Genomic DNA, 19,951 nt, shown 5'->3' with positions numbered 1-19,951 from the left:
TTGGGGTCTCTGCCAGAAGAGCTAGAACCCAATAGGCCGTCAGCAAGGCGCGGCGGAGACACAAGATCGTGAGGTGTGATGAAAGAATGGGGCCCGTGCGGGATGCAAGGCGCAGAGGCTTGCGCGGATTTCCGGGCGGATACGCTAGGGCGCGACATCTGTCACGACATGCGCTTCCATCAGTTCAGGCAATTCAGGATACCACATGTCCGAGGAGGGGCTGTTGAACATCCTGTCGAGGAACCAGGCAGCAACTCCTGCCTGAAGGAAGATCGCGCGGTCCCGGTCTTGTTCGCGCAAGGGGTCTGCATTCAGGACGGCATAGTCGGCCTCGATCCGGTACTGATGGAACCCAAGCCTTCCTCCAGACGACAGTTGTCGTTTGATTCCGCCGATGAAAACAGTCGTGCAGGCCGAGCTGCATTCCGAGACGACCAATGTGTTGAGACCATTCTGCCTGATCGTATTCGACAAGCCTCTGGCCTGGTAGATATTGCCGCCGGTGCTGGCCAGGATAATCTGTTTCACATCCGGATAGGCGTCGAGTTGCTGTTTGAGATGGTTGGCAATTCCAAGCTCCAACGAACCGGACAAGGTCAGTGATTGCCCATCGGCTGTCGGCTCGATGCTGTATTTCTCTGCGCGCTCAGCCTCGACCGCGTATTGACGTCCCAGATTATCGGGAGCCGGACGTGTCATGTGCCAGGCATCAAAGGCGTAGGTCATGACCCAGAAGACGGCCAGAACCAGGACCATCTGCGTTCCCCAGACCGGGGCCATATATCCGGTGGTGCGACCATAGAGTTCTGCGGCGCGAATGACGCCAACGGCCTGCCAGACAAATAAGACGCCATGAAACAGCAATGCCAAGAGCAGGACAAAACCCTGCATGTCATGGAAATCCTGCCCCTTCCCCGGGCGCAGCCAGTCCTGCAACAACAACAACAGAACGCGAATGAGGACAAGGTTGATCCAGAACGACCATGCAAGCCCCTGTTCGCCGCGCCAATGCCCGATCAGGTATCGCCTGACTTTGCGGATCAGCATGCCTCCCCCTGCCATATCCCGTTTTCTTTAGCCGGAACGGTATAGTGGGCTCGTTTTTAGCGTTTATCCCGAAAGGGGGCAAATGACGGTCGCCAAAAGGCCATGCAGCTGATTATGACTTTGGCAGAAATCTCGAGTCACGAAGTCGGGAGACCCGTTGCGCAAGACGAAGAGCAGATTTGAAATTATTCTTAAATAATTGAATTTATTGTATATTGCGGCTGTCCGAGGATCGAGCGCGACAGGTTGCAAGCGCGTCGGCCAAGGCTGGCCGCCCGTTGTGGCGCGAAGCGATGAATGATCGCGACAGGTGAGGAGAAAAATGGCGCGCCCGACAGGATTCGAACCTGTGACCTTTGGAATCGGAATAAATTCTCAAGAAAAATAAGTCATTGAATTTAAATGGATAAAACTGATGCCGTCGATTCATGTTGCGTGTATGTTGCGCGGATTAATCCTGTTGCAGATGTTCGAAATCATGTATCGCTTGTCTGTGGGCCCTGCCAACTTCGATGTAGAGCTGGCTTATGGACGTGGTTAGCCTTTGTTGTTCCTCTTCACTGAAGGAGACGGGTCCCTTCCTGTGGTCTGCCTGAATTATGGGGCCACCAAACCTCATGAAGTCAAACAGGTAGTGCGAGTGAACCAATCTGTTCCTATCAAGGCGTGCCTGTTCAAGGCGCGCGACAAGGTCGGCAAAATATGTAGGGTACCCTTCGCGCTCCAAAGCTCTTCGATTCTCTGGCGTTTTTAGAAATAGCATAGATAGCTTGCTGATTTTTTCCGCTGTCGTAAGCCTCGCTAATTTTCTTTTTGTCCGTTCGAATTTGTCAAGGCCGCACCAGATCTGGATTATTTCCTCTATCTTTGATTCTACTGCTTGAAAGACAATTACGTAGGTACCCACTGTTTTAAGAAATTCGTCGGTCGCTTTGTCTTCCTGCATCGATGTTACCTGTTAATTGGGTGTGCCAAGTAGCGCTCTCTCCGCGGCGGCCAATTCGTCACCGTGATCGTCTCGTGGGAACAGGTGTCCGTACACGTCCATCGTCATCCCGATTGTCGAGTGCCCCATGCGCTCTTGGACGAGCTTCGGTGGTAGGCCTAGCCCGCCATCTTCGATCCGGTTAATGCACCACGACGCATAAAAGTGGCGCAGTGCGTGAATGCCGGGATATTTGGCCTTGAGGATCGGGGCGCCATCTTTGTCTTTCTCGCCGGTGTCAATCGAGATGCCAGCGGCAATTTCGGCCGGCTGTAGGCCGCGCCGGACAATGTTGTTCAGCTGCTCGATGTTTCCTTTTCCGTTGGGGAATACGAGGTCCAGGCTGCCATTTGGGCAGGCTAGCTTCCACTCCTTCAAGGCTGTGATGACCATGGGCGGAAGCGGTATCGATCTTTCGCTTGTGGCTGATTTAGGTCGACCAATTTCATTGAAAAAATCGGCCCGTTGGTGCACCCGAAGCAAACGCTTGTCGAACTCGACATCGCTCCATCGTAGTCCGCGCAATTCTGATGCGCGCAAGCCGGTGAATATTGCCGTTAGGATGAGAGGTCGCCACCGTCCGCTCAGAGCGCCAATGAGCACCTTGATTTCTTCGCGGCTTGGAATGTCTTCGCCAATGATGAGTCTTCGCTGCTGACGCTTCGCAAGCCTGTTATCACTGCCGCGTCGGCGTGACTTGAGATCGCGGACAATGTTTCGTCCGACGAGGCCGCGTTCTTGTGCGTCTGAAATGATTGAGCTGAGGCTGGCCAGCACCTTCCGGCGCAAGACCGGCGAGCGGCCATTCTCCTGCAAGCTATCCTCAAAGGTCCTGACCATTGGAATAGTCAGTGACGACAGCTTAATCTCCCCGATGAATGGCTTAATGTGTAGTTCGATATGCGTACGATAGGCCGCAAGTGTCGCTCTCTCAAGATTGGCATTCTTGCAGCTCGCGGTCCAGAAGTCGCAAGCCTCCCTCACGGTAACGCTGGCGCTGTCGGCAACATGGATGCCCTCTCGAACCTCAACTGATGCCGTTGCGGCAAACTGATCGGCCTGTTTTTTCAGACGAAAGGTCTTGAGGCGGCGCTTTCCTTGGGTGTCGACGTAATCAACGACCCAGGAGCTTTTCTCCTCGCCTTTGCTGTTAGTCCATGTGCGTTTTCTTACGCTCATTTCTCTTCAGTTGCATCTTCTTCGGTTATATCGTGGTATTTTTCAATTATTTCTCTAGTTTTGGTTATATTGTCGTAAGTTCTTTTGAATTTTTCTGCAAATTTTACAACTATTTCATATTTTTCGTCGCTCATTTTTGCATTATTATCAGACTCGACAAAATTATTGAAAAGTTGAGCCATTTCCTCTTGGTTTCTCGCAAGGTCAACCCACTGGTTGGTGATCTCTGTGCTTTCCTCTACTACCTTTGTGAGGGCAGTTGACGCTGTTCTTGCGAATTGGTGCGCTCTGTCACCGTTTATCATCGCGAAGTCGAGTGCTGCAGATAGTTTGTCGTATTCCTCAAGCCTGTAAATAATCTCAGCATTCATGGATCGGCCATTCTTTTCGGCCGCTTCCTTGATTTTCTCTTTGAGTGGGGCCTGCATGCGCAAGCCAAACGGCGCGATATCCGTCTGCAGTTTTTTTTGTTCGTCTGGCATGGCTTCAATCTGTAGTTAATGACCGTTGACTTCAATGATTACATTCTGTAGCTATGATTGGCAATGGCTACAATCTGTAGTCATTTCGAGCTTGATATGGAGTTAACGAATGGAAAACGCTGAAACGCTGGATCTGATTTGGGGTGTAGAGGATATCGGAAAAGCAATCGGGCGGAACTACCGACAAACATACCATATGATCAAAAGCGGTAGGTTGCCGGTGGTGAAGCAATTGGGGGAGCGGTATTTCGCAAGCCGCAAAGAGCTTTTTGATTTCTTCATGCAGAGCGCCGCATGAAAGACAAGAAGGCTCGGAAGAGGCGGCAACCTCTCCGAGCCATGGTTCAAATTTCCCGCTAGGAAGTAAATATGAACGGAAACACCGATAGCATGGCTTCGGGTGGAGAGACAATTGCCTCAACACCCGGCGTTTCAACCTCGGCACGGAGCGCAGGTGGCAGCACAAAAGCCTTTACACGTGAGGACTACATCAATTTGAATGACGAACTCTGCTCCGTCCGTGACCTTATGAGGGTCATCGAGCTTGCCGCCGGCATGGTAAGCGACATACAGGCGGGGTCAATCAGCCGGGTGACTGATATTGCCATCGAGCGCCTTGATCAGGCTTTGGACAGGCTTGAGAAATTCGAGCCGGTGCCCAACGTCATCAGGAAGGAAATGGCCTGATGACTTCATCAGCAGAGACACATTCTGGAGCCGCTTCTGCGGCTCCATTCGTTTTGTGTGTCATCGCAGCGCTCGAACAGCCGATTTCACAGCACTATCGCAATGTTGGAGAAGGCTATGAGCGGCGATGAATATACGCGCCTGCGCATGGCCTGGCTTGATCAGGTCTTTAGTGATGAAGCTTTGAGCAAGAGCGTTGCGACGAATGTCGCCTTCTTCATCTCGCAGCACTTCAACCGCAAGCGTTTTGGCGACAGCGGGGTGCTCAACGCGTGGCCAAGCTATGCGACGTTGGCTGGTTGTGTCGGGTGCTCTGAAAAGAGTGTTCAGCGAGCGGTTAGCCTTTTGCGGAGCCGTGGGCACATCAAGACAAGGCATTATGGTGGCGGTCACGTTTCACTGCAGTATTTCGCGATTGTATCATCATGCAGCAGAAGAAAGACAAAGGATACAATAACATATGGAGAGGGTGGACACGAGAGTCCACCCTTGACGGATAGCGACGGTTTGAAGGCTTCTGGGGTGGACACTGGTGTCCCTCAGGGAGGACATGAGCGTCCCTCTAGGGTGGACGTGTGTGTCCCCCAAACCTCTTTGAATAAATCTTCGAATGAAATCTCTGATATCGGCGCACGGACGGAAAACGAACAGGCACCGCAAACGCTTCACCCAGCCGACGGACAGAAGGCTCGGGAGGAGGGGAGCGAGTTGGACGTTCAGCGCATCACACCGGCAGCTGCGGCCGTTGCCGTGCTGTCTGCCCTGATCAAGGGACCGGGACCGTTGCCACCCCCGCCGCCAATCGTTCGACGGGATCCAAGGCCGGAATGGCTGATGGATCATCAGGCGCAGCATGGCTGGCCGAACGTCTATGAGAACCTCGGTAACCCCGAGCGCTGGGCAGATGCGTTCGATGATCTGGCTTTTGAGATGGAGCCTGTTGCGGCATCGGAAGACAACCGCCTATGGCGTCAGTGGTCGACGGTTTATCGCAAGAAAGGTTGGCCGCTGCCGCCTGCGCACGGTCAACTGGTTCACTTCCCCGATTGTGGTCCGAAAGGCTTTGACCGCTTCCTCGCACGCCTCAAGGCTGCGTTGACCGAACAGGCTATCGGTGAAGCGAGCAACGTGCTCAGGATAACATCGAGATGACCGACGGTAGCGAAACCATGAGAGTTTGCTTGATACCGCAACGAGCGGCTGGGTCGGGTGATTTTGCAGGCAGGTTCTCGAAAATTCTGGACGCCGGCGAAACCGCGAAGCTTCCGGCCGCTAAGGGCCGGGGGTGGTCTTAAACTTTCGGCCGTTTTCCGGGACCGGCGCGGGTAGGTTTGCGCGTGATTTTTCCTAATTAGAGAGAAAATATGTTTTAAAACAAAGATTTGATATGATTGAGGCCACTTTGTTGCGATGTTTCTTCCTAATTCTCGATTTTTTTCATGCAACGCGTGGGCATCGGTGACATTCGTTTGTACGAGTTTGCAGTAGATGCAATCAGACATAAACTATTGGAAATAAACGATATATTTAAAATACTGCGCGTTTATTTTATTCTCCCGGTCTATGAAGATATGGCCATTTTCCAAACCCGAACAGAAATCCCTTTCCGAACCGACTGAGGCGGAGCTTGCGCTGTTTACTGGCAGCACGGGTTCCGGCTCTGGCGTTTCGCTAGCGGTGGCGTTGACGGTTCCAGCCGTTCAAAGCGCCATTCGTTTGATTTCCGAAGCCTGCGCAACGCTCGATATCCGGGTGGAACGGCGCGAGGGCACGACATGGACACCGGATGCAACGCACCCGGTCTCGAAACTTCTGGCCGACCGGCCGAATGACTGGACCTCCACATTTGAGCTGATCCGCGATCTTGTCGCAACGGCGCTGACCCATGACCGGGGCGCGGTGGCCTGGATCAATCGTGTCGGCGGCGAGGTCCGGGAAATCATCCGTTACGAGCCGTCGCATGTGACGGTGGACTTCTCCACCGACGGCCGGAGCGAGCCGCGCTTTCGCATCAATAACCGCCCTGAAGACGCTGGCAACGTGATCTACCTGCGCGGCCCGTTCGGCCGGTCGTGCCTGTCTCTGGCGGCTGATGCCATCGGCACGGCGAAGGATATGGAAACCCATGCCCGCAAGCTGTTCAGGAATGGCGCGCGCCCGTCCGGTGTGATCGAAATGGCCAAGGGGCTGGGTGACGAAGGCCTCAAGAAGATGTCCGTCGCATGGCGCAAGGCGCATGAGGGAACGGACAATTCCGGCCGCACGGCGATCCTCTGGGATGGCGCGACCTTCCGCCCGATCACCTTCAATTCGACCGATGCGCAGTTTCTGGAAAATCGTAAATTCCAGATCCTCGAAATCGCCCGTGGCTTCCGCGTCCCGCCATCGATGATCTACGACCTTGAGCGGGCCACGTGGTCAAACTCCGAGCAAATGGGCAAGGAGTTCCTGTCCTATACGCTGGAGCCTTGGCTGCGCGCCCTTGAGGGCGCTTTCCGCGTGGCGCTGTTCACCCCGGACGAGCGCGCCGACTATCGCCTTGTCTTCGACCGTGACGACCTGACCCGCGCTGACCTGACGCATCGGGCCACGGCGATTTCCTCGCTGATTGCTTCGCGCGTTCTCAACGCCAATGAAGGCCGCCACTGGCTGGACCTGCCGCCCTACGAGGGCGGCGAAGCCTTTTCCAACCCGCATATCAACACCGATGCCGACGCTGCCAAGCCTGACGCGACCGGCACGCCGGAGGCCTGAGACATGGAACGCTTCTTCATTGAAACCAAACTGGCTGTTCCTGACGACAGCGGGGCAATCGAGGGGCTGGCATGGCCCTTCGGTGCGCCTGATCGCGTCGGCGACGTGATCGAGAAAGGTGCATTCGCAGGCATCTCCCTGCCGCTGCCGATGCTGTTTGCCCATGATCACGGCGACCCGGTCGGCACATGGACGGAGGCTTTCGAAGAGGCCGACGGCCTGAAGGTCAAGGGTTCGCTTCTGGTGAACGATCTCACCCGCGCCCGCGAGGTCCATGCACTGGTGAAAGCCGGTGCTGTTCGCGGGCTTTCGGTCGGCTTTGTCACCCGCAAGGCAGCGCCCCGCAAGGGCGGCGGTCGCACCATCACCGCCCTTGAGCTGATCGAGGTCAGCCTTGTCACGGTTCCCATGCATCCCGGCGCACATGTCGCAAGCGCCAAACACGCCATCCGGGCTTTGTCTCTGGCCGAAGCCCTCAACCGCGCTACGGCGCATCTCAAAAGGTAAGCAAATGAAACACCTTCACATGCAGGCGCTGAACGGTTCGGCGCAGATCATCACCAAAACCGGCGGCGAAGACGATCCGGCCGGTATCGTCAACAAGGCGCTGGAAGACTTGACGCGCACGGTGGACGAGCGCCTGAAGGCCGTCGAGGCCAAGGCCGGTTCCGACAAGCTGGAAGACCGGCTGAAAGCGCTTGAGACCAAAGCCAACCGCCCCGATGGCGGCTTTGGCGGTTCCGGTCATGACGATATCACCGAAGAGCGCAAGGCCTTTGCCGCCTATCTCACCCGTGGCGATGCAATGCCCTCGGAAGAGCGCAAGGCGCTCACGGTTTCCTCCGATCCCGGCGGCGGCTATCTGGCCCCGGCCGAAATGGCCAATGAGTTTATCCGCGATCTTTACGAGTTCTCGCCGGTTCGCTCTGTTGCCACGGTCTCTTCGACCGGCGGGGCGTCGGTGATCTATCCGAAGCGCACCGGCATCACCAATGCCACCTGGGGCGGCGAGACCCAGGAACAGCAGGAATCGCAGCCGGGCTTCGGGCAGGCGGAAATCCCGGTGAAAGAGCTGAAGACCTATGTCGATGTCTCCAACCAGCTTCTGGCCGACAGCGCCGGGCAGGCTGAGGCGGAAGTCAATCTGGCCCTGTCTGAAGACTTTGGCGTCAAGGAAGGCGCGGCATTCGTCAACGGCAATGGCGTGCTGCAGCCCGAAGGCTTCATGACCAATGCCGATATCCGGCCGCTTGCCAATGGCCATGCCGCCAATATCGACCCGGCCGCCCTGATCGCGCTTCTCTACTCGCTGCCTGCGACCTATCGCAATCGCGGCGCATGGGCGATGAACGGCACCACGCTTGGCCGTCTGCGCACGCTGAAGGATGGCGACGGCCGCTTTCTCTGGCAACCCAGCTATCAGGAAGGCCAGCCGGAAACGCTGCTCGGCCGTCCCGTGGTCGAAATGACTGACATGCCCGGCATCGAGGAAAACGCCTTTCCGATCATCTATGGCGACTTCTCGGCCTATCGCATCGTGGACCGCATCGGCCTGTCCGTCCTCGTCAATCCCTACCTGCTGGCAACCTCCGGCCTGACCCGCATTCACGCCACAAGGCGGGTGGGCGGCAAGGTGCTGCAGGCGGCCCGTTTCCGCAAGCTGAAGATGGCCACGAAGTAAGCCAAACACCGAAAGGAAAATCCCATGCGCGATCTCGCACACAACATTGCCGTTCGCACGGCGCTGACACCCGGTATTGCAACCGCCACGGCCGACGGCCCGGTCATTGACCTTCAGGGCTTTGACAGTGCGGCCGTTATCATTGGCACCGGCGGCATTGAAGGTGATGGCGATTTTACCGCCACGCTGGAAGAAAGCGACGACGGCGAAGCCTTCAGTGCCGTTGCCGCCGACCAGCTCGACAGTAACACGCCGGAAAGCCTTGAAGCCGATAGCATGACCCGTATTGGCTATCGCGGCTACAGGCGCTTTCTGCGGCTTCACCTGGCGAAGAACAGCGGCACCTCGATCGCTGTTGCCGCCATTCTCATTCTCGGCAGCGCATCGACGCGGCCGGTTCACTAACAGGGGGGATCATTGACGGCGACGCGGCCCGCCGAACAGCGACAAGTCACCTGCCACCCCCTGCACCAATTCTTTGGTCCGAACGGTTCAAGGTGACACGGCCGCCCTTATTCATTCATCACCCGGAGAGACAGACATGCCGAAGAAAGGTGCGCGCGTTTGCGGCTATTGCGGAAAGCTTCATGACAGCGGCATGCGCTGCGAGCGTGTCGTAAAGCAAAACCGGGACCGTAAAGCCCGGTTCGATGCCAAGCGGCCGTCTGCCAGACAGCGCGGCTATACCGCCGAATGGCAGCGGGAAAGCAAGGCCTATCTGGCTGCACACCCGGTCTGCATTCGCTGCGGCGCACCGGCTGCCCTTGTCGATCATATCCGCCCGCACAAGGGCAATTACGATCTCTTCTGGGACAAGGCCAACTGGCAGCCGCTTTGCACACCTTGCCACAACAGCGCCAAGCAGGCGGAAGAACGGCGCATGCGGAAGGTTCAGCGATGACTTCTGTTGAGCGGCGGCTTGAAGGCAGCGATCAGTTCGCGCTCCAGATCGAGGTAGGGTCTGATCGGGCCTATCACCGAATTGATTTGGGGCGGCTGGTGAACGAGGGCAACCACCGGCCCCTTATTGGCATAGTCTACCCAGGCTTTCGCTTCCCATTCGGGCGTTGGGCTCTTCTGCCCTACCAGTCTGCGGTTGATGTGGTTCGGGTACTGTCGAAGTCTGCTGCTGACAGGGGACTTGGTGGTCCCAAACCGCAAAATCTGGCCGGAATGGCTCTGCCAAACATAGAGAGCCTGTTCCAGCTTTGCCGCCTCAGGATCGGTCACCTCGAACGTCATGCGGCCGGACGCATCCACCGACATCTGCGCAACCTGCCTGAACTGTGTCCAGTCAATCTCCATAGAACACCTTTTATGTCCGCTCCCTCAGAAAGGAAAGGCGATGGCTATCGTAAGCCTTGAACAGGCAAAGCTTCACCTGCGTGTCGATTCTGACGATGACGACGCGCTGATCGAAAACCAGATGATTGCAGCCCAGAACCATATTGAACGGCTTCTGGGCTTTCGCATTGAAAAGACCTTTGGACGGGAGAGCGAGGGACAAGACCCGATCCCGGCATCCCTGCAACAGGCCGTGCTGATGCTGACCGGCCATTGGTACGCCAACCGGGACGCGGTGCTGATCGATGCCAGCCCGCGCTATGTGCCGCTTGGGGTACGCGAGATCGTCAACGAATACCGTAACTGGAGCTTTTGACCATGGGCACGACACGCGGGCCCAAGGCGGCACCCCATGCGCTGGAAGATGCCTTCACCGAAGCCCCGCCCATGCCCGACAGCCTGCCGGCGGCCATGACCGGCGAATGGGATACGGTGGTGAGCGATCTCACCGAACGGGAAATATTGAACGAAGCCATGCTGGGCACGGTCGAAACCTATATCCGCGCCAAGTGGAACGAGCGGCAGGCACAGAAGGCCATAGACGAGCATGGAGCGGTGGTGCGGGCATCCGACGGCAGTTTGAAGCAAAACCCCGCCAGCAGCCTTCTCGGCAAGTCTCAGGCGGTCATTGTCCGGCTATCGGCCGAACTTGGCCTGACACCGGCCTCACGCGCCCGCTCCGGCATGAAACAAGACAAGGATGAAGACAGTGACCAGTTCGGCCTCTTCAGTTTCTGACAGCTATCCAGACTGGATTTATGACGGCTCGGAGATCCCCGATCCCTTCGGCTATGGCGAGCGCGCCGTTCAGTTCCTCCGCATGCTCCGCCACCCGAAATCCCGGCTTCCCGGCCATGCCTTCGATCTGACCGAATGGCAGGAGCGGATTGTTCGGCGCATCTATGGCCCCTGCGACGAAAACGGCCGCCGGACGGTGCGCAATGTCGCGATGCTTCTGCCGCGCGGCAACCGCAAGACTTCGCTGGGCGCGGCCCTTGGCCTTCTCCATACTATCGGCCCGGAAGCCGTTCCCGGTGGCGAGGCGATCTTTGCTGCATCCGACCGCAAGCAGGCGCGCATTGCCTATGATGAAGCCATCGGCATTGTCCGGGCCATTCCAAAGGCCGAAAGCCGTCTCAAACTCACCGACAGCAAGAACCGGCTGACAGCACCGCGCAGCAATGCCTTTCTGGAAGCGATCTCGGCCGATGCAGGCACACAGCACGGCCGCACCCCGATGTTTGCCCTCGTGGACGAGCTGCATGCGTGGAAGAAACGCGAGCTATGGGACGTGGTGCGCACGGGCCTTACGAAAGTGCCAGGATCGCTTTTGATGGTGATTTCCACGGCCGGACGCGGCAGCGAGAATGTTGCGGCCGACTTTTACGACTATGCCCGCAAGGTGGCCCGTGGCGAGATCGATGATCCCGGCACCTTGCCCATTCTCTTTGAGACCCCGCGCGATGCCGACTGGCGCGATGAAGCGCACTGGTACAGGGCCAATCCCGGCCTTGCCAATGGCTTCCCCGATATCGAGGGACTGCGCCAGCTTGCCCGCGAGGCACAGGAACGCCCCGGTGAACGCGAAGCCTTCCGCCAGCTTCATCTCAATGTCTGGCTGGATCATTCCGCCGACCCGTTTGTCGATATGCTGATCTATGATGAAGGCAGCTTCCCCGTTGATCCCGAAGAAATGGAGGATCAACCCTGCTGGATCGGCGTTGACCTCTCAGCCGTCAGCGACCTGACCGCCGTGGTCGCCGCATGGCGCAACGGCGACGGCTATATCGTCCATCCATGGTTCTTCTGCCCTGAAGACAATCTGCGCGGCCGCGCCGACCGTGACGGCGTTCCCTATCCCGAATGGGCCGAACAGGGCCATATCATCCCGACACCCGGCGAGGTGATCGATTACCGCATTGTCGAGGATCACATTCGCGAGCTTTGCGCCCGCTTCGATGTGCATGAAATCGCCTTCGATCCGCACATGGCCCGCAATATGCTCAACAACCTTCAGGAAGACGGCTTCCCGGCCGTGGAAATGCGGCAAGGCTGGGTGACCATGGCCCCGGCAATCAAGGAACTCGAACGCGCCATTCTCGGCCGTCGCCTGATCCATGGCGGGCATCCAGTGCTACGCTGGAATTTTGAAAACATCGCCATTCACACAGATGCAGCGGGCAACAAGGCCTTCCACAAGGGCAAGAGCAAGGACCGCATCGACGGCGCGGTCGCCGCCGCCATGGCCATCAGCCGTGCCGCTGCCGGGGAAAGCAGTCTGTCCGTTTATGACAGCGAGGAGTGGTCCGAGGAGATGGCGTATTTTTGAGGGGGAGCACGCGGTTGTGTTCGGGAAATGGCACCACCCACGAAAGGGAAGCATTCCATAGATGCCAAACTAGAGAGTACCGTTCAATAACGGAGCCTAGCCGCTTAGGACCTCCTTAGCTCCCGTAAGGCCGTGACAAGATTCGTCAGGTCGGTATCAAAACTATCTTTGAATATTGTACCGAGACGCAAAGCCTGCGCGGTTTCAATAAAATCACAGTGCTTCTCTTCATTTTCGGATAGCATTGTGATGTGAGCGTCGAAAACGGACGCAATGAGTCGCTGCTTGCAGGTGATTGCGAACAGGCAGGAAGCAAAATCAGTGCTTTTGTGGACTATCAGAAGGTCAATATCACGAGCCTTGTCTGAAATTGTAAAAGCCGAACCAAAACCATAGATCTCCGAACTTTCCATAAAACTCAACCGTGTTTTTCGAAATATTCCTTTTCTTCTTCTGTCAAGTAAAGCCAGTAGTCAGTATGGTGCAAGGCACCCATGAATTCTCCGACCTTGAATAGGCCGACTTTCGATTCACGGCAATAGCTCTTGGCATCTGGAGTGTATCCGCACCACATGGAGTTTATGACTATTACGTTGATCTCGCCAATCCGATCGACAGTCTCTATGTATTCTGCGACGCCAAAGGCGTAACATTCACAGATGAAAACCCGAAGCCTGTCGCCCTGCGTGCGGGTCAATTCATATAAGCCGTCACCCTGAGAAATCAGGGACGCAACTTTACCATGCCTGTTCATCTGGCCTTCGAAGTACCTGTAATGCCCGTAGTGGCTAGTCCAAGGAAAGTTCTCGTTACGCGCCGCCATCGACAATTCCTCTGATAAGATCATCAAACTCTTTAGGGAAACGCTTTACTGCTGCATACGGGATATCATCTTCCACCCATTGCTCATAGCTGCGCACATGCATCAGAAAGGCGGTAATCGCTGCTTGATCTTCGGCGTCAAACAAGCGCCTATTTGCTTCTAGCATCGATGCTATCTTGCGGTTGTTGGGCACGATCACAGACAGACGTTCGGATACCCAGACTGCGTACACCGCCTCGTTGTGTGGCTGAGTTTGAGCAAGCTCAGATACAGGGCCATAATGTGCCCAAGACTGCCTATTTTCTTCCAACAACGGCACGATCATTTTAGCGACGTCGGGCCTGGTGGCCATTGGAATCTGGTCCAGCTGCTTTCGCACTCTTGCTTCGTGTTCAGTTTTCATCTCATGAAGAACATCCACCGTATAAGTGAGCTCGTTCTCTCTTCGGTCTATTAACCTATGATGCGTTGGGCAGAGCAGAATTAAATTCTCGTAGTCATCTCGCTCTGCATCAGTCTGAGCTGCGTTATGTCTATTCGCTCCCTGTTTGTCTCCACAAATATGGGCCATCTCACCCAGCGGAAAAGGCGCGGCATCGCCTGCGAGAGTGTCACAGAGTCGTTCCCAGCAACCGGGGAAAGCGCAGCGTCCGCCCGAATATGACCAGAGAATCTTGATAGTCTTTTTGGTGATAGCCATAGGGACCTGATAACATAAGGGGTTAAGAAAAACAGATGCGATTCAATTTATTCTGCAAGATTTACAAAAATAGAAATAAATTTTATATACTAAAATGGTTTTTTGCAAACTAACCTAATAAAATAATTTTATTGTAATAGTTATGAAAATATTTAATTAATATTTTCATTGGGGTTGATCTCCACGACGCAATCAAAATTATTTTTACTTACGAGTCGTTTGGTAACATTTTGAAACTTTTCGGCAGGGCGCATTTCATATAGCGTAGTTGCGTATTGGTCGAAATAAGCCAAGTCTTCTTCAGGGAGTGCGACTCTTTCAAGATGCCTTCGGAAAGAGGCGTAAACTTCATATCCGTTTCGCCAGATCGCGCAAGAAAACGTTCCAAGGATGAGCTGTGAATTCTTAGTTTTCAATGCGAAGCTCATCGCGGCTGCCCAAAGGCTTATATCGTCGTCGCATAAGAATGCCTCCATTAAAGCTGCGCCCAACGCGTTTGGGTATTCTCCAGTTGATTGGGCACGATCTATTTCGCTAATCCAAGTCGATCTATCGCTTATGCATTCCGTTCCAACCAAGTTGTTTCTCTGGTAAAAATCATGGAGCCACGAACTTAGCCAAGCTTTGGTAAGAGCTTCTGCTCCATTTAGTTCGTCGGGGGCTCGTGCGGCGACGTCCTCAAACTTGCTCTTGGCGCCAATGAAATCGCCAGAATACAGAAGGGCATCTCCTGTGCAGATCCCGACCTGTGGGTTGGGTGATAAGTTGTAAGATGCGCTGTAGAACAGTGAAGCCGATCTGAAGTGCCTACTCCAGAAGCAGCAGGCACCCACCTCATTTAAGAAGTATGTTCTTTGAAGGTAAATTTCGTCGAGTTTTCTGGCCCTGTTGTAGTTGCTTACGGCCTCTCCTAAGCGGCCGTTATTCATTTGGAAATTTGCGAGAGAGTAGCAAATTGTTGACAGGTTCTGGTTGTTGGTCGGGTCGTGATCTGAGATGGCGTCTGTGTAGAAGGCAGTGACAGCAGCTTCTCGTTTCACCATTGGGATTTCGCTGGAAAGCAAGGCGTTTAGGTATGTCAAATAGGCCTCATCTTGAATTGCGTGAATCCTATTCCAGCGAGCGATATCCGCAGCGGTGTCTGGGTTGTTAATAGCTAGTTGCGCTATTCGACCCGCGATTATCCGGTTGTTCGCGGTGAACTGGTTTGCGTGAATTATCCTAATCAATTCCGAAGATTGTCGATGAAATTCGTAGCGACCAGTCATATAAGCTAGAATATAAGTTAAAATAGGAAGTATTTTTTCGCTTGAAAATTCATCTATATGCCAATTTATACTAGCTATCGCGTCTATTGATGCAACAAGGTAATTGTCTTTCAGGTGTATTGCAATTGGTAAACACCGATCGGGGTCGTTGCTGGTGCCTATCATTTGGCTCATACGTTGAAGCCGTGATGCGGCGAGCTTTAGTTCGAAAACACTAGAGCTTGTTGTGCCTCCATCCTCCACGGTGAGGCCAAGCGGAAGGTTTCTTGTTCCTAATCTGATTGTTCTCAGTATCTTTATGGTTCTCAAAACTTTGAGCGGCGTCTCGTCACTCCAAGTGTCGGCTTCAGAGAAGCGAACCGTTGCTGAGGCCGATGAGGTTGGGCCGATTTGATCAAAGACGTTGTGAATCCATATAAAGTGAGTTGTTCGCGTCGCCGCGCAATAACGCACAATAATTGATGGTGCGTCCAGGGATGAAAGGTAGCTCAGACGATCAATTTTCATGCGGACAGAGCGTTCTTGGCCTTTTTTGTCTGTGGCCTTCATCTGCACGTAGAAAATTAGCCCTGTCGATCTTCCATCTTCGTCAAAAATCTCGACCTCTAAATCTACTCCATAGTCTTTGTCTTTGGTTCGGCAAACCCATTCGTCGGGTAGGAGCCTTTGAAATTCGACAATAGAGATATCTTCTAAGCGATGACTTCTTGTTCTTTGTGACAAAGCAGATCCGAGGTTTTTCTAGACTGCGCTTAGCCGGTGGCCTCCGTTTTTTTGTTCCAGAGACAACCCTATGTGGTTAAACGTCAACTGCCATTGCCTGCAATGGCGGGTTTGGTTTGGACAGGCTGATGCTCGTTCTCGATTGATTTTCGGCCTTATTTATGCTGCCGCAGATATCGCGCACACTGCCTTGAATTAAGCCTGATCGGGCGTCTCGTAGTCAAGTGATGAATGCGGGCAATGGCTGTTGTAGTAGGTTAGACATCGTTCGATGCTGCCCTAGGGCTAGGTAGTAGATCCGTTTTCCTGAGGAGCGCTATCTTCATGCTTGCTCGACCGCCACTGTTGCTCGGCAGGTTTTTTGCGCCACGCTTTCTTGCTTTCTACATCGCGCGAGCGCTTCGCCCGACAACTTCACTGCAGAACGTGTGTGTGACAAAATGATCGAGAGTTTTCGCAGCGCTGCCTGCCAACTGAACCAATCAATGGCGGCGCACCGGTAAACGAATCCCAGCGTCAGTCGTAAATATATGTCAGGATGGCAGGCTAGGTTCGACCGAGGCGGGGAGGGAGAGGTTCTGCATTAGTCGCGGACTAATCCTATGAGTCGAAAACCGCTTATCTGCCTATTCATTCTTCCGGTATAGCCCTATCGCCCATTAGTCTTTTTGGTGGGCTAGTGGCATCGGTTGCATGATTCTTTGCTTTGATAATGTTGCGTCCATGTCGCGCGGATTTGCTGTGAATCGTGGAAAACCGTTGAAATCAAGGGGTAATCAATTGCAACAAAATGCAACATGGAATGGAGAAGTTTTGGCTCTAAGTCATTGATTTTATTGGCGCGCCCGACAGGATTCGAACCTGTGACCTTTGGAATCGGAATCCAACACTCTATCCAGCTGAGCTACGGGCGCTCCGGCGGGGCCGTATGGGCGGTCCCGCATTGCCGCGTTGTTTAGCGCAGCTTTGGTCGCGCATCAATCTCAAAAAAACACAAAAGGCCTGCGAAAGTGAGGCGGTGGCGCGGTCGGGCCTTTCGGGCAGGGCATGCCTGCCGGGAGAGACTATAGACTAAAGTTTAAGTAAGCATTCTTTAACTTCTTCCGGACGGCCGGAAAAAACCATATATGCCAGACTGTTAATATCGCTTGCCGGCAACATATAGCAGAATTGGTATATCTGCTTCGGCGTTCTCAATTTGACACCCCACGCCCCTTGAACGAGTTTCGAAACGCGATCTGCACCCCGCTCAAGGCTTCGTCTCGGCCCGTCGGGAGGGCGGAATACACCGGATCATGCATCCGGTGCGGGGGCAGACGAAACGCACGTTTCGTGAATTGGGAGAGAGATATGAAACTCGTAGTATCTGCATTTGCCGTTGCGGCAATGGCGGTGACATCGTTTGCCGTGCCGGCCTTTGCGCAGGACAAGGGCACGATCGGCATCGCAATGCCGACGAAATCGTCCGCCCGCTGGATTTCCGACGGCGAATCCATGGTCCAGCAGTTCAACGAGGCCGGCTACGCCACCGACCTTCAGTATGCTGAGGATAATATTCCCAACCAGCTGTCGCAGATCGAAAACATGATCACCAAGGGCGTCGATGCCCTGGTTATTGCCTCGATCGACGGCACGACGCTGTCCAATGCGCTGGCCAATGCGGCCGCAGCCGGCATTCCGGTCGTTGCCTATGACCGCCTGATCCGCGAAAGCGGCGATGTGGACTATTATGCCACTTTCGACAATTTCCAGGTCGGCGTCCAGCAGGGCTCCAGCCTCGTCAAGGGCCTGGAGGAGCGCTTCCCGGAAGAGGACGTCTGGAATGTCGAACTGTTCGGCGGTTCGCCCGACGACAACAACGCCTATTACTTCTATGACGGCGCCATGTCGGTGCTGCAGCCGATGATCGACGAAGGCAAGATCGACATCGTCTCCGGCCAGATGGGCATGAACCAGGTCGGCACGCTGCGCTGGGACGGCGCTGTTGCCCAGGCGCGCATGGATAACCTCCTGTCGGCCAATTATACCGACGAGACCATCCACGGCGTTCTGTCGCCCTATGACGGCCTGTCCATCGGCATCCTGTCTTCGCTCAAGGGCGTCGGCTACGGCTCCGGCGACCAGAAGATGCCGATCGTCACCGGTCAGGACGCCGAGCTGCCCTCGATCAAGTCGATCAACATGGGCGAGCAGTATTCCACCGTGTTCAAGGACACTCGCGAACTTGCTCGCGTCACCGTCGGTATGGTCGAGGCGCTGCTTGAAGGCGGGGAGCCGGAGATCAACGACACCACGACCTACGACAACGGCGTCAAGGTCGTTCCCTCCTACCTGCTCGCGCCGGTTGCCGTCGACGGATCGAACTGGGAGGAAATCCTGGTCGACAAGAGCGGCTACTACACGCTGGACCAGATCAAGGAATAAATCCTGAAGAAGAAGCAAAAGGCGGGGCGCCTGCTCCGCCTTTTTCTGGTTACCGCGACCGTTTGCTGGTAGTTTTCGGTCTAAGCGCAATTGTGCATGTGCAGCATGCCGAAGAGTACTGATTTAAGTACGAACTAAAGAGAAAAATAACAACAAATGGCAGTAAGTGACGTTTGTTAAAAAGAACCTGTTTTGCGGCGCACAAAGTGTTTTCAATCGAATAAATTGATTTGACTAACGTGCCTCAAGATGTATCGTCAGCCCGTCCGCATTGGCCGAAATCGGCTTTTGCCGGTTGCCTTGCGGAAGGAGCCGGAAGGGCGCTCAAAAGCGTTTCCACCGGTGGGCATACGTTTCAAGTCGAGGTCGGGGCAGGAAGCCTTCGTCCTCCAAATGGGAGAGAGACATGAAAAGCGTTATCTCTATGCTTGCAGCCGCAAGCGTGGCCGTTGCGGCGCTCGCCGTACCCGCGATCGCGGCTGACAAGGGCTATGTCGGCATCGCCATGCCGACCAAGGGCCTGGACCGCTGGAACAAGGACGGCGCCTCCATGGTGCAGCAGTTCCAGGACGCGGGTTACAAGACCGACCTGCAATACGCCGAAAACGAAATTCCCGCGCAGCTCTCGCAGGTCGAGAACATGATCACCAAGGGCGTGGACGTCCTCGTGATCGCCGCGATCGACGGCGGCTCGCTGACGGCGCCGCTGGCCAATGCCGCGGCAGCCGGCATTCCGGTGATCGCCTATGACCGCCTGATCCTCAACACGCCGAATGTCGATTACTACGCCACCTTCGACAACTTCAAGGTCGGTGTGATCCAGGGCAACAGCCTGGTCGAGGGCCTGAAGGCCCGCTTCCCCGACGTTCACCCCTGGAACGTTGAGCTCTTCGGTGGTTCGCCGGACGACAACAACGCCTACTTCTTCTACAACGGCGCCATGTCCGTCATCCAGCCGCTGATCGATTCGGGCGACATCGTCATCCCGTCGGGGCAGATGGGCATGGACAAGATCGGCACGCTGAACTGGTCGAACGCCGCCGCCCAGGCGCGCATGGACAACCTGCTTTCGGCCTATTACACGCAGCAGCCGCTGCACGGCGTCTATGCCTCCAACGACGACCTCGCCATGGGCGCGATCTCCTCGCTGAAGAGCCTCGGCTATGGTTCGGGCGACATGAAGATGCCGATCATCACCGGCCAGGACTCGAACCTTCCGAACGTGAAGGCGATCATCGAAGGCCTGCAGTATTCCTCGATCTTCAAGGATACACGCAAGCTGGCCGAAGTCACCGTCGGCATGGTCGAGGCGATTTCCGAAGGCAAGCAGCCGGAAATCAACGACACCTCCACCTATAACAATGGCGACAAGGTCGTGCCGTCCTATCTGCTGGAGCCGGTCGCCGTCACCCAGGACAACTGGAAACAGATCCTGGTCGACGACAGCGGCTATTACACGATGAAGCAGATCGAAGAATAACCCCGAGAGCTTCGCGTGGGGCCTGCCGCCGGCCGTTCCGGTCGG

22 protein-coding genes and 1 tRNA gene are annotated in these 19,951 nt (G+C 55.2%); 13 read left to right on the top strand and 10 right to left on the bottom strand.

Annotated features, from left to right (window positions below):
- Positions 1-144: 144 nt before the first annotated feature.
- From FF124_RS07680 to FF124_RS07665, 4 genes are all read right to left on the bottom strand, one after another.
- Positions 145-1,047, bottom strand: coding sequence for a COG3904 family protein (locus tag FF124_RS07680; protein WP_138747916.1), 903 nt, complete (start codon positions 1,045-1,047; stop codon positions 145-147).
- 451 nt (positions 1,048-1,498) lie between these two features.
- The gene (locus tag FF124_RS07675) at positions 1,499-1,993 is read right to left on the bottom strand and encodes a hypothetical protein (RefSeq protein WP_138747915.1); all 495 of its coding nucleotides are present in this window, start codon (positions 1,991-1,993) and stop codon (positions 1,499-1,501) included.
- A gap of 12 nt (positions 1,994-2,005) precedes the next feature.
- Positions 2,006-3,211: a tyrosine-type recombinase/integrase gene (locus FF124_RS07670; RefSeq protein ID WP_138747914.1), complete on the bottom strand. Its 1,206-nt coding sequence runs from the start codon at positions 3,209-3,211 to the stop codon at positions 2,006-2,008.
- The gene (locus FF124_RS07665) at positions 3,208-3,693 is read right to left on the bottom strand and encodes an Arc family DNA-binding protein (RefSeq protein WP_210237452.1); all 486 of its coding nucleotides are present in this window, start codon (positions 3,691-3,693) and stop codon (positions 3,208-3,210) included. The genes FF124_RS07670 and FF124_RS07665 overlap by 4 nt, the downstream gene beginning before the upstream one ends.
- Before the next feature lie 109 nt (positions 3,694-3,802).
- On the opposite strand from FF124_RS07665, the gene FF124_RS07660 reads away from it, so the two are divergent.
- The 8 genes from FF124_RS07660 (at position 3,803) to FF124_RS07625 (ending at position 9,716) form a co-directional block, all read left to right on the top strand.
- Positions 3,803-3,991 carry a hypothetical protein gene (locus FF124_RS07660; protein WP_138747913.1) on the top strand — a complete coding sequence of 63 codons (189 nt, stop codon included), beginning with the start codon at positions 3,803-3,805 and terminating at the stop codon, positions 3,989-3,991.
- Between the two features lie 71 nt (positions 3,992-4,062).
- The gene (locus tag FF124_RS07655; protein ID WP_138747912.1) at positions 4,063-4,380 is read left to right on the top strand and encodes a hypothetical protein; all 318 of its coding nucleotides are present in this window, start codon (positions 4,063-4,065) and stop codon (positions 4,378-4,380) included.
- Positions 4,381-4,497: 117 nt separating this feature from the next.
- Positions 4,498-5,532, top strand: a complete 1,035-nt coding sequence (locus FF124_RS07650) for a helix-turn-helix domain-containing protein (RefSeq protein ID WP_138747911.1) — start codon at positions 4,498-4,500, stop codon at positions 5,530-5,532.
- Between the two features lie 411 nt (positions 5,533-5,943).
- The gene (locus FF124_RS07645; RefSeq protein ID WP_138747910.1) at positions 5,944-7,134 is read left to right on the top strand and encodes a phage portal protein; all 1,191 of its coding nucleotides are present in this window, start codon (positions 5,944-5,946) and stop codon (positions 7,132-7,134) included.
- A gap of 3 nt (positions 7,135-7,137) precedes the next feature.
- On the top strand, positions 7,138-7,641 hold the full coding sequence (locus tag FF124_RS07640) for an HK97 family phage prohead protease (protein ID WP_138747909.1): 504 nt from the start codon (positions 7,138-7,140) through the stop codon (positions 7,639-7,641).
- A 4-nt stretch (positions 7,642-7,645) separates the two neighbouring features.
- On the top strand, positions 7,646-8,815 hold the full coding sequence (locus FF124_RS07635; protein ID WP_138747908.1) for a phage major capsid protein: 1,170 nt from the start codon (positions 7,646-7,648) through the stop codon (positions 8,813-8,815).
- A gap of 24 nt (positions 8,816-8,839) precedes the next feature.
- Positions 8,840-9,220: a hypothetical protein gene (locus FF124_RS07630; RefSeq protein ID WP_138747907.1), complete on the top strand. Its 381-nt coding sequence runs from the start codon at positions 8,840-8,842 to the stop codon at positions 9,218-9,220.
- A 136-nt stretch (positions 9,221-9,356) separates the two neighbouring features.
- Positions 9,357-9,716, top strand: a complete 360-nt coding sequence (locus FF124_RS07625) for an HNH endonuclease signature motif containing protein (RefSeq protein ID WP_138747906.1) — start codon at positions 9,357-9,359, stop codon at positions 9,714-9,716.
- On the opposite strand, the gene FF124_RS07620 is transcribed toward FF124_RS07625, so the two are convergent.
- Positions 9,707-10,120 (bottom strand): hypothetical protein, encoded by a 414-nt coding sequence (locus FF124_RS07620; RefSeq protein WP_138747905.1) that lies wholly within the window; start codon positions 10,118-10,120, stop codon positions 9,707-9,709. The two genes, FF124_RS07625 and FF124_RS07620, sit on opposite strands and share 10 nt — an antisense overlap.
- A gap of 40 nt (positions 10,121-10,160) precedes the next feature.
- Here FF124_RS07620 and FF124_RS07615 point away from each other — a divergent pair, with 40 nt between their 5' ends.
- The 3 genes from FF124_RS07615 to FF124_RS07605 are packed head-to-tail and all read left to right on the top strand — an operon-like array spanning position 10,161 to position 12,488.
- Positions 10,161-10,475, top strand: a complete 315-nt coding sequence (locus FF124_RS07615) for a head-tail connector protein (protein ID WP_138747904.1) — start codon at positions 10,161-10,163, stop codon at positions 10,473-10,475.
- A gap of 2 nt (positions 10,476-10,477) precedes the next feature.
- Complete coding sequence (locus FF124_RS07610; RefSeq protein ID WP_138747903.1) at positions 10,478-10,897, top strand: phage terminase small subunit P27 family; 420 nt, start codon at positions 10,478-10,480, stop codon at positions 10,895-10,897.
- Positions 10,860-12,488, top strand: a complete 1,629-nt coding sequence (locus FF124_RS07605) for a terminase large subunit (protein WP_138747902.1) — start codon at positions 10,860-10,862, stop codon at positions 12,486-12,488. The genes FF124_RS07610 and FF124_RS07605 overlap by 38 nt, the downstream gene beginning before the upstream one ends.
- Before the next feature lie 104 nt (positions 12,489-12,592).
- Here FF124_RS07605 and FF124_RS07600 read toward each other — a convergent pair whose 3' ends face one another.
- The 5 genes from FF124_RS07600 to FF124_RS07580 all read right to left on the bottom strand — a co-directional run bounded on the left by FF124_RS07600 (position 12,593) and on the right by FF124_RS07580 (position 16,916).
- Complete coding sequence (locus FF124_RS07600) at positions 12,593-12,910, bottom strand: hypothetical protein (protein WP_138747901.1); 318 nt, start codon at positions 12,908-12,910, stop codon at positions 12,593-12,595.
- A complete protein-coding gene (locus tag FF124_RS07595) occupies positions 12,907-13,311 on the bottom strand; it encodes a hypothetical protein (protein WP_138747900.1) in 405 nt (134 codons plus the stop codon). Before FF124_RS07595 ends, FF124_RS07600 begins: the two co-directional genes overlap by 4 nt.
- Positions 13,298-14,011 carry an HNH endonuclease signature motif containing protein gene (locus FF124_RS07590; protein ID WP_138747899.1) on the bottom strand — a complete coding sequence of 238 codons (714 nt, stop codon included), beginning with the start codon at positions 14,009-14,011 and terminating at the stop codon, positions 13,298-13,300. The genes FF124_RS07595 and FF124_RS07590 overlap by 14 nt, the downstream gene beginning before the upstream one ends.
- Positions 14,012-14,163: 152 nt before the next feature.
- The gene (locus tag FF124_RS07585; RefSeq protein ID WP_138747898.1) at positions 14,164-16,002 is read right to left on the bottom strand and encodes a DUF4365 domain-containing protein; all 1,839 of its coding nucleotides are present in this window, start codon (positions 16,000-16,002) and stop codon (positions 14,164-14,166) included.
- 837 nt (positions 16,003-16,839) lie between these two features.
- Positions 16,840-16,916: transfer RNA gene (locus tag FF124_RS07580), tRNA-Arg, on the bottom strand.
- Positions 16,917-17,352: 436 nt separating this feature from the next.
- Here FF124_RS07580 and chvE (FF124_RS07575) point away from each other — a divergent pair.
- Complete coding sequence (chvE, locus tag FF124_RS07575; RefSeq protein WP_138747897.1) at positions 17,353-18,426, top strand: multiple monosaccharide ABC transporter substrate-binding protein; 1,074 nt, start codon at positions 17,353-17,355, stop codon at positions 18,424-18,426.
- Positions 18,427-18,832: 406 nt separating this feature from the next.
- Entirely contained in the window at positions 18,833-19,906 is a 1,074-nt protein-coding gene (gene chvE / locus FF124_RS07570; RefSeq protein WP_138747896.1) for a multiple monosaccharide ABC transporter substrate-binding protein, read from the top strand.
- Positions 19,907-19,951: the final 45 nt, after the last annotated feature.

It is taken from the genome of Martelella lutilitoris (genome assembly GCF_005924265.1).
Classification (GTDB): Bacteria; Pseudomonadota; Alphaproteobacteria; order Rhizobiales; family Rhizobiaceae; genus Martelella; species Martelella lutilitoris.
Note: the sequence above shows the minus strand (reverse complement) of the source record. Positions and strands in the feature narration are given on the sequence as shown.

Bases quoted from the DNA above. Each gene is read 5' to 3' on its own strand.
- FF124_RS07680 (WP_138747916.1), bottom strand. From the start codon at position 1,047: ATGCTGATCCGCAAAGTCAGGCGATACCTGATCGGGCATTGGCGCGGC.
- FF124_RS07675 (WP_138747915.1), bottom strand. From the start codon at position 1,993: ATGCAGGAAGACAAAGCGACCGACGAATTTCTTAAAACAGTGGGTACC.
- FF124_RS07670 (WP_138747914.1), bottom strand. From the start codon at position 3,211: ATGAGCGTAAGAAAACGCACATGGACTAACAGCAAAGGCGAGGAGAAA.
- FF124_RS07665 (WP_210237452.1), bottom strand. From the start codon at position 3,693: ATGCCAGACGAACAAAAAAAACTGCAGACGGATATCGCGCCGTTTGGC.
- FF124_RS07660 (WP_138747913.1), top strand. From the start codon at position 3,803: ATGGAAAACGCTGAAACGCTGGATCTGATTTGGGGTGTAGAGGATATC.
- FF124_RS07655 (WP_138747912.1), top strand. From the start codon at position 4,063: ATGAACGGAAACACCGATAGCATGGCTTCGGGTGGAGAGACAATTGCC.
- FF124_RS07650 (WP_138747911.1), top strand. From the start codon at position 4,498: ATGAGCGGCGATGAATATACGCGCCTGCGCATGGCCTGGCTTGATCAG.
- FF124_RS07645 (WP_138747910.1), top strand. From the start codon at position 5,944: ATGAAGATATGGCCATTTTCCAAACCCGAACAGAAATCCCTTTCCGAA.
- FF124_RS07640 (WP_138747909.1), top strand. From the start codon at position 7,138: ATGGAACGCTTCTTCATTGAAACCAAACTGGCTGTTCCTGACGACAGC.
- FF124_RS07635 (WP_138747908.1), top strand. From the start codon at position 7,646: ATGAAACACCTTCACATGCAGGCGCTGAACGGTTCGGCGCAGATCATC.
- FF124_RS07630 (WP_138747907.1), top strand. From the start codon at position 8,840: ATGCGCGATCTCGCACACAACATTGCCGTTCGCACGGCGCTGACACCC.
- FF124_RS07625 (WP_138747906.1), top strand. From the start codon at position 9,357: ATGCCGAAGAAAGGTGCGCGCGTTTGCGGCTATTGCGGAAAGCTTCAT.
- FF124_RS07620 (WP_138747905.1), bottom strand. From the start codon at position 10,120: ATGGAGATTGACTGGACACAGTTCAGGCAGGTTGCGCAGATGTCGGTG.
- FF124_RS07615 (WP_138747904.1), top strand. From the start codon at position 10,161: ATGGCTATCGTAAGCCTTGAACAGGCAAAGCTTCACCTGCGTGTCGAT.
- FF124_RS07610 (WP_138747903.1), top strand. From the start codon at position 10,478: ATGGGCACGACACGCGGGCCCAAGGCGGCACCCCATGCGCTGGAAGAT.
- FF124_RS07605 (WP_138747902.1), top strand. From the start codon at position 10,860: ATGAAGACAGTGACCAGTTCGGCCTCTTCAGTTTCTGACAGCTATCCA.
- FF124_RS07595 (WP_138747900.1), bottom strand. From the start codon at position 13,311: ATGGCGGCGCGTAACGAGAACTTTCCTTGGACTAGCCACTACGGGCAT.
- FF124_RS07590 (WP_138747899.1), bottom strand. From the start codon at position 14,011: ATGGCTATCACCAAAAAGACTATCAAGATTCTCTGGTCATATTCGGGC.
- chvE (WP_138747897.1), top strand. From the start codon at position 17,353: ATGAAACTCGTAGTATCTGCATTTGCCGTTGCGGCAATGGCGGTGACA.
- chvE (WP_138747896.1), top strand. From the start codon at position 18,833: ATGAAAAGCGTTATCTCTATGCTTGCAGCCGCAAGCGTGGCCGTTGCG.